The sequence below is a fragment of the Microvirga sp. jy35 genome, from assembly GCF_056148915.1.
This window is the reverse complement of record NZ_JBWBEW010000003.1, coordinates 312777-323907: the sequence shown is the minus strand read 5'-3', so window position 1 is coordinate 323907 and position 11131 is coordinate 312777. Positions and strand designations below refer to the sequence as shown.

The 11131-nt window shown below is 61.4% G+C and carries 12 protein-coding genes; 4 read left to right on the top strand and 8 right to left on the bottom strand.

Translation table 11 applies throughout. The annotated features are described in order from the left end of the window. From AC0QTX_RS04820 to AC0QTX_RS04805, 4 genes are all read left to right on the top strand, one after another. Nucleotides 1-199: hypothetical protein (locus AC0QTX_RS04820; RefSeq protein ID WP_474602683.1), on the top strand; the 199-nt coding region annotated here is incomplete at its 5' end. A gap of 639 nt (nucleotides 200-838) precedes the next feature. Beyond that, nucleotides 839-2377, top strand: coding sequence for a PAS domain-containing sensor histidine kinase (locus AC0QTX_RS04815; RefSeq protein ID WP_474602682.1), 1539 nt, complete (start codon nucleotides 839-841; stop codon nucleotides 2375-2377). After that, nucleotides 2367-2978 carry a response regulator FixJ gene (gene fixJ / locus AC0QTX_RS04810; RefSeq protein ID WP_474602681.1) on the top strand — a complete coding sequence of 204 codons (612 nt, stop codon included), beginning with the start codon at nucleotides 2367-2369 and terminating at the stop codon, nucleotides 2976-2978. Before AC0QTX_RS04815 ends, fixJ begins: the two co-directional genes overlap by 11 nt. Nucleotides 2979-3088: 110 nt before the next feature. After that, complete coding sequence (locus tag AC0QTX_RS04805; protein ID WP_474602680.1) at nucleotides 3089-3457, top strand: response regulator transcription factor; 369 nt, start codon at nucleotides 3089-3091, stop codon at nucleotides 3455-3457. 168 nt (nucleotides 3458-3625) lie between these two features. Here the strand turns inward: AC0QTX_RS04805 and AC0QTX_RS04800 are convergent, their stop codons facing one another. From AC0QTX_RS04800 to AC0QTX_RS04765, 8 genes are all read right to left on the bottom strand, one after another. Further along, the gene (locus tag AC0QTX_RS04800) at nucleotides 3626-4312 is read right to left on the bottom strand and encodes a helix-turn-helix domain-containing protein (RefSeq protein WP_474602679.1); all 687 of its coding nucleotides are present in this window, start codon (nucleotides 4310-4312) and stop codon (nucleotides 3626-3628) included. Nucleotides 4313-4447: 135 nt separating this feature from the next. After that, nucleotides 4448-5563 (bottom strand): hypothetical protein, encoded by a 1116-nt coding sequence (locus AC0QTX_RS04795; RefSeq protein ID WP_474602678.1) that lies wholly within the window; start codon nucleotides 5561-5563, stop codon nucleotides 4448-4450. Beyond that, nucleotides 5560-5709 carry a cbb3-type cytochrome oxidase assembly protein CcoS gene (gene ccoS / locus AC0QTX_RS04790; RefSeq protein WP_474602677.1) on the bottom strand — a complete coding sequence of 50 codons (150 nt, stop codon included), beginning with the start codon at nucleotides 5707-5709 and terminating at the stop codon, nucleotides 5560-5562. The genes AC0QTX_RS04795 and ccoS overlap by 4 nt, the downstream gene beginning before the upstream one ends. A 4-nt stretch (nucleotides 5710-5713) precedes the next feature. After that, nucleotides 5714-7954 (bottom strand): heavy metal translocating P-type ATPase, encoded by a 2241-nt coding sequence (locus AC0QTX_RS04785; protein ID WP_474602676.1) that lies wholly within the window; start codon nucleotides 7952-7954, stop codon nucleotides 5714-5716. A 13-nt stretch (nucleotides 7955-7967) separates the two neighbouring features. After that, nucleotides 7968-8465 (bottom strand): FixH family protein, encoded by a 498-nt coding sequence (locus AC0QTX_RS04780; RefSeq protein WP_474602675.1) that lies wholly within the window; start codon nucleotides 8463-8465, stop codon nucleotides 7968-7970. Between the two features lie 11 nt (nucleotides 8466-8476). Further along, on the bottom strand, nucleotides 8477-9940 hold the full coding sequence (gene ccoG, locus AC0QTX_RS04775) for a cytochrome c oxidase accessory protein CcoG (protein ID WP_474602674.1): 1464 nt from the start codon (nucleotides 9938-9940) through the stop codon (nucleotides 8477-8479). Nucleotides 9941-10078: 138 nt separating this feature from the next. Next, a complete protein-coding gene (ccoP, locus tag AC0QTX_RS04770) occupies nucleotides 10079-10963 on the bottom strand; it encodes a cytochrome-c oxidase, cbb3-type subunit III (RefSeq protein WP_474602673.1) in 885 nt (294 codons plus the stop codon). Between the two features lie 4 nt (nucleotides 10964-10967). Next, a complete protein-coding gene (locus tag AC0QTX_RS04765) occupies nucleotides 10968-11123 on the bottom strand; it encodes a cbb3-type cytochrome c oxidase subunit 3 (protein ID WP_474602672.1) in 156 nt (51 codons plus the stop codon). Nucleotides 11124-11131 lie beyond the last annotated feature (8 nt).

The window sequence follows — 11131 nt, the reverse complement described above, 5'->3', positions numbered from 1 at the left end:
TCATCCGATCCTTGCGGATCGGCGCAAGGACACCGCCGCCTACGCTTCTCTTCCCCTCTCAACAATGTCAAAGAGCAAAATTCCCCGCCGCACGGACGAAGAAGAGAACCTCGCGCAACCCCGCCGCGTCAAGCAGCAGGATCAGGAGGCCCCCGTCAGGCAGACACCGCAGTGGCCGCCGTCGATGAACCCTATGTAGTCCAAGTCCCGGCCGACGTCAACAGCAAAAGAAAAGAATTCGCAAGTTCTTTTCGAGACAAGGCTGCTATTGCGAAAGTACAGGCACAGTCATGCCGTTCACGGAAATGAGATCATTTCCGCGCTGACCTTGCTGCCAGGCCCAAAACCCGCAGCCCATACCGGACAAGAACCGCCAGAGGAGCCGAACAGGCAGGCCCGATCCCGATCGAACCGCCAAAGCTCTTGGCCAGGCCGGAGAAACCCTCCAGGCCAGACGCCAACAGAACAGCCAAAACCCGAAGCGCCAGCGCCCCAGGCCACCAAACCCGCCCTGTCGGAAAAAACCCCCCAGACCCAAACAGGCCCAAGGGAAGCGCCCATATAAACACCCAACACAACTTTGCAAGAGATTTTCTAAGGACCTTGCAGGTTGGGCCGGAGATGCTCAGCGCGAAACGTCTTAGTAGAATATTGTGTTTCTTTCCATGGTTGCAAGATGGATTGCCATGGTTGACGCCGTTTCGAGCTTCAGAAAAGCATGCCAGCGGCTGGTCGCGCGGCAGTTGCATGGTGGCAGATGTGTTATATGGGCGAGGCAGTAGCGACTGCTTGGGCCCATCTGAAGAGTTGCACTGGGCACCCCGGGAGATGAGGTTCCTTGACACACAGCATTCTACCGACTGATCTGCCTGCACTGAGCAGCTCAATTGCTGAGCTTCTCGTCGATGCAGTCACAGATATCGCCCTTGCCGTCATTGATGCTGATGGAGTCATCGTCAGCTGGAACACGGGGGCTGAACTCATCTACGGCTGGACCAAGGACGAGGTTGTCGGTCAATCCGTCTCCCTTCTCTATGGACCTGAAGCTCCATCTCGCGAGCGACTGCACCTGGAGCTTCAACTGGTGCGAGAAAAAGGGCGCTACGAAGCTCAGGGCATGAGATCACGCAAGGATGGCTCCACCTTCATGGCCAGGGTCACGGTCACTCCCGTAACACGGCCGAATGCCGCAAGTGGCGGCTTTGCCATGGTCACTCGCGACATTACGGAGTGGATCACGGCCGAGGAGGCCCTCAGGACCCGGGAGGCGCATCTGCGATCCATTCTCGAGACGGTTCCGGATGCTATGGTGGTGATTGACGAGCAGGCCCGCATCCAGTCGTTCAGCGCAACGGCAGTTCGTCTCTTCGGCTATGAGCCGGACGAGGTGATTGGTGACAACATCAAGATTCTCATGCCCAACCCTTATCGGGAACAGCACGACAGCTACATGCATCGGTATCTCAGGACGGGGGAGAGGCGGATCATCGGGATCGGACGTGTGGTTGTCGGGCAACGTAAGGATGGCTCTACCTTCCCCATGGAACTGGCCGTAGGCGAGATGCGCTCCGGGGGCATTCGATACTTCACGGGCTTCATTCGAGACCTCACTGAGCGGCAGCAGACGGAGACCCGTCTTCAGGAACTGCAGGCTGAACTCGTCCACATGTCGCGTTTCACAGCATTGGGCGAGATGGCGTCTACGCTGGCACACGAGATCAATCAGCCGCTGACCGCGATCACCAATTATCTCAAAGGCTGCCGCCGGATTCTGGAGCGCATGGAGGGCGATACGGTCCCCATGCTCCGTGACGCGGTCAACGAAGCCGGAGAGCAGGCCTTGAGAGCAGGGCAGGTGATCAGGCATCTGCGCGAGTTCGTCGCCCGAGGCGAGAGCGAGCGCCACATCGAGAACCTGCCCAAGCTCATCGAGGAGGCAAGTGCTTTGTCCCTCGTCGGCGCGAAGGAGCAGGGCGTAAGGGTCATCTTCCAGTTCGACCCGGATGCTCCCTACGTGCTGGCCGACCGGATCCAAATTCAGCAGGTTCTGCTCAACCTGATCCGAAACGCCATAGAGGCTATGCAGGAGAGCGCGCGTCGGGAGCTGAAGATCGCAACCGCTGTGGTCGATGAAAACCACGTCGAGCTGATCGTGGCGGATACGGGCCCAGGGCTTGCCCCTGAGGTTGCCGCGCAGCTGTTCCAGCCCTTCGTGACAACCAAGAAGCACGGAATGGGCGTTGGTTTGTCGATCTGCCGGACCATCGTGGAGTCGCATGGTGGGAAGATCTGGGCGGATTCGAAGCAGGATGAGGGAACGACGTTCCATTTCACCCTCAGAACGATCAAACGAGAGGAGTTGGCGCATGCCGAGTGATGTGGCCGTGCACGTGGTTGACGATGACGTTGCGGTACGCAAGTCACTGGCCTTCCTCCTGGCATCGGAGGGCCTGCCTGTGCGCCTGCATGAGTCGGCCTCAGCCTTCCTCGACGAGATCGTGAGCGCAGAAGCAGGCTGCATCGTCACGGATGTGCGCATGCCCGGCATTGACGGCATCGAGTTGATCCGGCGCCTCAAGGCGCGAGGCATCTCGCTTCCGGTCATTGTGATCACCGGCCATGCTGATGTTCCAATGGCGGTCGAGGCCATGAAGGAAGGCGCCATCGACTTTCTCGAAAAGCCATTTGGAGACGAGGTTTTCCTGGCAACCGTGCGCGAGGCTCTCTCGCGGCACGAGAAGAGCAGTCACCAAGACGCTCAAGTGGCTCAGATCCAGGCCCGTTTCGAGGGTCTGTCGGAGCGGGAGCGGCAGGTTCTCGAGGGTCTCGTGGCGGGAAAGGCCAATAAAGTTATTGCCTACGATCTTGGCATTAGCCCTCGCACGGTAGAGATCTACCGGGCGAATGTTATGGCGAAGATGCAGGCTAGAAGCCTGTCGGAACTCGTTCGTCTGGCCCTGCTCATAGATGCGAGCTAATTCCTTAAGGGATATTCCTGAATAGGGATCAAACCCGCTTTGTGCATAATCCGCCTGCTGGCAGGTTGCGATCAGCTCTAACCACGCTTGAGGATTAACCAGGTTTAACGATGTCTCAGCTCACGGGACCGGTCATCGTCGTTGACGACGATGCGGCGGTCCGCAACTCATTGAAGTTCGCCCTGGAGCTTGAGGGCCTGTCAGTGCGTCTGTTCAAGGGCGGCGCCGAGCTCCTGGCCGCGACCGATCTGCCTCTGAACGGATGCTTCGTGATCGACTACAACATGCCGGGAATGACCGGTATCGAGCTCGTAGGCAAACTTCGGCAGCGGCACATTGACAGCCCTGCGATCCTCATCGCGTCCCAAGTCAGCGATGACCTCCATGGCCGCGCGTCTGAGTCCGGCTTCCGTAGTGTTCTCGAGAAGCCTCTCCACGACAGCGATCTGCTCGACAGCATTCATGCGGCTCTCGCATAATCTCCATAAGCACGCCTGTCGGTTTCCGCCTCAGTCGCAGGGGTAGGTTGCGATTTTCGCGATAGCCTCAGCAGGACGACAGCCGGCTCCCGGCAGCTGGTCAATCCTGCAGGGAGCCGTGCTCGTTCGACCTATAAGGCTCTGTGGAAGAGAACAACGCCTCCACGGTTACGTGTTGAGACGCTCCAGAGCCGCCTTGTTGCTCAGCACCACGTGACGTGCGGAGGGAAGCTGAATGACGCCTTGGCGCTCGAGTTGCGTGAACGAGCGAGAGACCGTCTCGATCGTCAGCCCTAGGTGGTCGGCGATGTCGGTGCGGGACATGGGCAGATCGAGAGCGTCTTTGTCAGCCGTACGATCGGCCATATCCAGGAGGAAGGTAGCGATTTTTTCGAGAGCCGACTTGCGGCCCAGCAGCAGCATGTGATTCTGGGCTCTGACGAGGGATCGCATCATGCCCATCGTCATTTCCTGGGCCAGCTGTGTGTCGCTGCCCATGAGAGCGCCAAGATTGCCGCGCCGGTAGGCGATGACGACGCAGTCACCGACCGACTCGGCACAGAAGCGGTATTCCTCACCGGCCTCGATGCCGAAGATATCGCACGCCAGGTGGAAGGCATCGATCTGGCGGCGGCCATCGCTCAGGAGCTTGGAGGTGCGAACCACGCCAGAGAGCACTTTGTAGACATAGGCTGCACGTTCGCCTTCGGCGAAGATTTCCTCATCCTTGCCATAGGAGTGAACCGAACCAACGGCCGGAGCAGAGCTATCGCCCGGCTTGCGGAACTGCGGGGCTTCCAGGGTGAAGAGAGGAAGGGCTGATGAGGAAGCCTTGGTGAGGAGCGCAGTCTGCATCGAACCCTCGTGATCCCGTAAAGTGACGTTGGATCATGGGTACTGCTGAACAGGCTTAGCTGAAATTCAGGTCTGATACCTAAGGGGTTTTCCGGAGGTTGGATAGACGCGTTGGAGTACCACCAGCCTGAAGGATCAAACGAGAGCGATCGCCGAGAGGGCACCCAGCACTGCTCCGGTCAGAAGAGCACCATCGTGGAGGCCGAGGAGCCAACGCGAGACCGGACCTCGATCGTTCACCCAGAACGTGGTTCCGAGCATGATCAGCGACCACCCCGAACCAACCAGAGCCGCAGAGACGGTGAAGCCGCCGGCAGAACTCGAAAGCGCGAAGGCGATGGCGCCGATTGCGAGGAGAACGCTGCCACCGGCAGACAAGGGAACGGCACGGGCAGCCTGTGGCAGAACAGCCAAAGCCAGCGACGGGGCGTACATGGCCATGACGTGCCAGGCTACGGCTCCGACGGCGGCCTCCGATGGGGCACATCCGATGACGGCAAACGGGGTCGCGCCCATCAAGGCCGTCATGGCAAACCATCCGAGAGTGCCGATTACCGTGGGAAGAAGGAGTGATCGCCATCCCTGCAACGCAGCGGACTTGGTTTTCTGCTCACGGCGATTCTGAAACGGCAGGGCCGCGGTTGCTGCAAGTGACACCACATGGGCCAGCGCGGCTGCTGCCGCAGTGCCTGCGAAAGCACGGGGAACAGCCGCGGCCTCCGCCAGGCCGGCGATGGTTGGAGCCGCCAGTCCGGCCAGGGTTGCTGCTCCAAAGACGATGAGGAGTGCCGTGGCTCGCTTGCCGCCGACAGGTAATGCCGCATGGCGGTAGAAAAGGCTGAAGCCGCCTGCTATCCCGAGCCAGAATGCACCGAGCACCATTGCGCCGAAATGCATGGAGACGAGAGCCCAGACGAGCACCAGACCACCGGCAACGCCGAGGCTCGCGCCCAGCGAGAAGGCGGCGCGGCGGCCAAAGGAGTCCATCAGGAGTGAAGCTGGGAGGCTGGCCAAGGCGGCGCCGATATAGAAGGCAGCATAGGGCAAGCTCGCCCAGCCCTGGCTGGGGGCAAGCGACAGACCCGCCAGGGGCAGAATGCTGAGAGTCAGAACCTGGGCGAGCACGGAGAAGGCGAAGCCGGTAGCGAGAAGCGCCGTGCCACGGCGATTAACCGCCCTATCGCTCAAGGCTCCGGGTTCGCAGATGCATTCGAGCTGCCCCGCCCGAGGCATGGTCACCAGGGAGGTCATTTCCGGACGTCCTCATCGGACAGGACGCGCACCGCCGCGCCCTGCACATCGTCGTACTGGCCGTTCCTGAGCGACCACATGAAGGCCGCAAGCCCAGTCAATCCGAGCAGAAGGGCCATAGGAACGAGATAGATCAGAACTTCCATGAGATCAGGCTCCTTGGGGCACCGGAACGGCATCGGCAGGGTTGGCTTGCTCAGCCGGGACGAGAGGCGCGCGGCCCCGCGCCCGGAGCGCGTTGAGGGTCACGATGGTCGAGGACCCGGACATGGCGAGCGCCGCGAAAAGGGGAGTGACGTAGCCGAAGAAGGCGAGGGGCACCGCGATCAGGTTGTAGACGAGGGCTACGCCTAGGTTCTGGCGCATCAGGCTATGAGCACGGCGGGAGATTTGAATCGTCTCCCGCACAGGCTTGAGCCTGTCGCCGATGAAAACCGCATCGGCCTGCGCCTGGGTCAGATCGGCGGCGCTAATTGGAGACAGCGACACATGGGCGGCCGCAAGAGCCGGGGCGTCGTTGAGTCCGTCGCCAACCATCAGCACCTTGCGACCTTCGACTTTGAGGGCGTCGAGCGCCTCGATCTTTTCGGCGGGCTTGCAGCCGCCGCGCCACATCGTGATGCCAAGGGCAGAAGCGATAGGAGCTACGGCCTCGGGCCGGTCGCCCGAGAGAATGCGGCAGTCGAAGCCATGCCGGCGCAGCTCCGCCACGACGGCAATGGCATCGGGCCTCAGCGCCTGACGCACCAGGAGGACGGCACGCTTCTCGCCCCAGGAAAAGGCGATCACGGATGCTGTAGGATCGGAAGAAGCAGCGTTCCTCGCAATAGCTTCAGCGTTGCAGAAGACAGAGCTGCCGAGCCGCATCTCGATTCCGTCGATGACGGTCCTGACACCCTGGCCAGACTGCTCGAAGACGTCGTCGTAGGGACGCCGGTCGACGGCTGCCTGAGCTACGGCAGCGGCAAGCGGATGGTGGCTCGATAGGGCGAGGCGTCTAGCCGCCTGCAGGAGAGCGGGCTCCAGGTCTCCTGCATTGACCACACTCATGGTGGGCAGGGTCAGGGTGCCGGTCTTGTCGAACACGATGGTATCGACCTTCGCCACGCGCTCGAAGGCATCGCCCGCGTTGAGGAATACGCCGGTGCGGAAGAGGACTCCGGAGGCGACCACCTGGACCACCGGGACGGCAAGAGCCAGAGCGCAGGGGCAGGTGATGATGAGAACGGAGATGGCAGTGATCAGCGCATCGTGAACCGAAGCGCCGCTTGCAATCCAGGATAAAGCCGTGAGGACCGCCGCCGTATGCACGACAGGCGCATAGACCCTCGCCACACGGTCTGCGAGCTGCACATAGCGCGACTTCGCGGCAGCGGCGTTATCGAGCAAGCGCTCGACCTCGTCGAGGAGGGTGCCCTTGCCCGAAGCCGTCACGCGCAGGGTCAAGGTGCCGTTGTAGTTCATGCTCCCGGCATAGACTTGGCTCTCGGTCTTGACGGCGCGATGGGCCGTTTCGCCCGTGACCAAGCTCTCGTCGATCTCCGAGGAGCCGGAGATCACGATGCCGTCGACCGCGACGCGCTCACCTGGGCGAACGAGAACCCGGTCGTCTGCCTGAAGGGCGGCGGTGGGAACCAAGACGATCTCGCCGTTCTCTTCGATCCTGTACGCGACCTCGGCCCGGTAGGAGGCAAGATTGCTGGCCACCGCACGGGTTTTACGACGCATGGCCTGATCGAGATAGCGTCCGCAGAGAAGGAAGAACAGCAGCATGACCACCGAGTCGAAATAGGTGTGCTCGGCGGAGTTGATGGTCTCGACCACGGACATGCCGAGCGCCAGCAGGATGCCTATGACGATCGGCACGTCCATGTTGGTGCGCCCGTTGCGCAGGGCGCCCATCGCGCTCTGAAAGAACGGCTGGCCGGCATAGGCCACTGCCGGCAGGGCGATGAGAGCCGCGAGCCAATGGAAGAAGTCCCTGATCTCGGGCGTAATGTCGGTGACATTTCCGGACCAGACGGAGACGGCCAGCAGCATGATGTTCATGGAGGCAAAGCCCGCCACTGCCAGGCACTTCAGCAGCCACTTTGCGCGGCGCGTCTCTTCTTCCTCCACGAGGCGGGACTGGAAAGGGTGAGCCCGGTAGCCGAGCCGCTGCAGTTCTACGACGACGGCAGCCGGCGACAGCTCCCCGTCCCGCCATTCGACCGCAAGACGGTGATTGGTATAGTTCAGCCGCGCGTCGACCACGCCCGGCAGCTGACACAGCCCGCCCTCGATCTCGTCGATGCAGGCGGCGCAATCGATCCCCTCGACGGCTAGGTCGAGATGGGCCGTGCCGTCATCCTGGCGCTTGACGTAAACGGAAAGATCGAGGGCTTCGGCCATTGTGAAACGATCCTTAGAGCGAGACGCGGCTCTTGGAGCGGAAGACGGTTTCCATCTCGCGCTTCAGGCCGATGACCAAGTCCCACCGGCCTTCGGGCATTGCGGTGAGATTCTTGAACTGGCCTGGTGTCAGCTCGACAAAGTCCAGCACCACATCCCGGCGCTTGTCCGTGGGGTGGGCAAGGCGCACCTCGGCGGTCAAGCCCGAGAGCGTCTGTCCCTGAGCGTCGCGTGCGGTGATGACCATGCCAGGATTGTCGCCGCGCTTGAGAGTGGCTACGACGGACCAGTGCCGCGCATCCTGAGCGTGAGCGGCTGCGATGTCGTTCTTGAACGACAGCCCTGCCTTGTAGGAGCTTTCCGTCTCGACGCCGCTGAAGCTCGAGAGAGCAACCCGCACCATGTAGAAATTCATAGCGAAGACGATGCCGAAGAAGCCTAGAAAGTAGATCAGCACTGTGCGTCCTGTGATGGGCCTGGGAGTGCGGGCTGTGGTGACAGTGGATGACATGGCATCAATCCTTAAGGGGCCTTGAAGTGATCGCTCGTAGCGGCTTTGTCGCCGTTGGAGAGATCGGTCACGGTGAACTGGAGATCCGTGGAGGATGATGCCGACGGCGACTTATCCGTGACGAGCACCCGGGCTTCCAAGGTCTGATCCGGACCGACAGTGAGAATGCCGCGCCCCTGCAGGTCAACCTCGCCGCCGACAATGTCGACCTCTGCCTCCGGAAGGCCCTCGATGGTGAGCGCATAGCGGCGCTCGTCGAGATGCTTATTGGCGACCCGGATGGTGAAGCCGTTGCGGATCGAGCCGTCCGAAAGGCGCACGAAAAGCGGGTTCCGGTCGTGCATGACAGTCAGATAGATGTTCTGGCGCATGGCAAGAGACGCGATCATGATGGAGCCGACCAGAGCGATGATGCCGGCATAGAAGAGGGTGCGGGGACGCACGATGCGGCGCACCTCCGGCCGCCCCTCCATGCGGGCCTTGACGTTCATGTCCGTGTCGTAAGCAATCAGACCCTGCGGGCGGCCGATCTTGTCCATAACGTTGTCGCAGGCGTCCATGCACAGGCCGCACTGGATGCAGTCGAGCTGAAGCCCTTCGCGGATGTCGACGCCGGTCGGGCAGACGTTGACGCATTGGTTGCAGTCGATGCAGTCACCGGCCGGCAGGCCTTGAAGCTTCAGGACCTCGTTCTTCTTCATTGAGCCGTGCGGTTCGCCCCGATCATAGCGGTAGGTGACGTTCAGGGCATATTCGTCCGTGAGCGCAGCCTGGATGCGGGGCCAAGGGCACATATAGGTGCAGACCTGCTCACGCATGAAGCCGGCGAGTGTGTAGGTCGTGAAGGTGAGTATGCCGATCCAGGTATAGGCAAGGAGCGGGGCTTGAAGCGTCGCCAGTTCATAGACGAGCGTCGGCGCGTCGGCGAAGTAGAGGACCCAGGCGCCGCCGGTCCACCAGGCGATCATGAGCCAGATGAAATGCTTCAGGGTCTTCTGGGCGACGGTCTTGGGGGTGAGCTTCTGCTCGTCCTTGCGCATGCGGTCGCGGCGATCGCCCTCGATCCAGCGCTCCACCGCATAGAACAGGTCGGTCCAGACGGTCTGAGGGCAGAGGTACCCGCACCAGATCCGGCCGGCGACCGCGTTCATTAGGAAGAGCACGAGTGCAGCCAGAACCAGCAGACCCGTGAGATAATAGACCTCCTGAGGCCAAATCTCGATGAAGAAGAAATAGAAGCGGCCGTTGGCCAGGTCGACCAGAATGGCCTGGTCCGGCGCGTTGGGACCGCGATCCCAGCGGATGAAGGGCAGGAAGTAATAAATGCCCAGGGTAATGGCGAGCACGACCCACTTGATCGTGCGGTAACGGCCCTTCACCGCCTGCAGATAGATCTGCTTGCGAGGAGCATAGAGCGGCGCGTCCTCGTCCGAGGCGGCTGCGCCAAAAGGATGGGAAAGGGGGGCGTCAGCCATCGAGTCCGTTGCAATCACCAGAAAACCGATGTCGCTTCGATACGATGAGGCCGTGGGAGCCGCCTTGATCCAAATCAAGCAGCGGCCGGAGGGCAACCTCCGGCCGCTGTCCACTCCTATCAGGGCGCTAGAATGCTCTCAGGGCCGCCGATCTCCCCCCAGAGAGTGGACATAAAGGGTAAGGGCCTTGATGGTCGTATCATCCAGGCGTCCGTGCCAGGTAGGCATCACGCCGCCTCGGCCATTGTGGAGACCCTCAATGATCGTGGCTTTGTCCGAGCCAAACAGCCAGATTTTATCCGACAGATTCGGGGCGCCGAGGTCCTGCATTCCCTTACCCTTGTCGCCATGACAGGCGGCGCAGTTCTCAGCATAGACCTTGCCACCCACGTTCAGGTCGGCCCCTTTGTCCGTGGGCAGCCCCGATAGCGAACAGACGTAATCCGCCACATGAGAGATTTCCTCCCGTTTGAGCATGCCGTCGCGACCGAAGGCCGGCATGGCGCCAGAATGCCCCTTGTCGCTCGTGGAGCGGGCCCCATGACGGATCGTGTGCTCGATCTTGGCAAGCGAACCGCCCCAGAGCCAGTCGTCGTCGTTCAGGTTCGGGTAGCCCTTGGCGCCCGCGCCACCTGCCCCGTGGCAGGGAGCGCAATTGTCGCCGAAGGCAGCCTTGCCCTGGGCCCGGGCGAACGCGAACATTTCCGGATCCTGCTTGATCTCGTCCAGCGAGCTGCCGGCAAGCTTCGCCGTCATGCCGGAACGCTGCTGCTTGAGGGCCGCCAGATCGACCTCGACTGCCTCTCTCGACTGCCACCCGAGCACCCCCTTGGTGTAGGAGGAGACCAGAGGGATAGCCGGGTAGGCGACGGCGTAGAGCACAGACCAAAAGATGGTCAGGTAGAAGGTCCACAGCCACCAGCGCGGCAATGGATTGTTGAGCTCCTGGATGTCATCCCAGGTGTGCCCCGTCGTGGTGACGCCTGTAACGGCGTCGACCTGTTCGTGAGACTCATGGGCCATGGGATCAATCCTCCCGAAGGGGCATGCGGGAGGCTTCATTGAAGCGATTCTTCCGCGAAGGGGCGAGGGCATAGATCAGCACCGTCAGAAAGACCCCGACGAAGTACAGAAGCCCCCAGGTTTGGGCGAATTCGGCAAAGAACTTGTATGCGGCTGGCATGTTCGTCG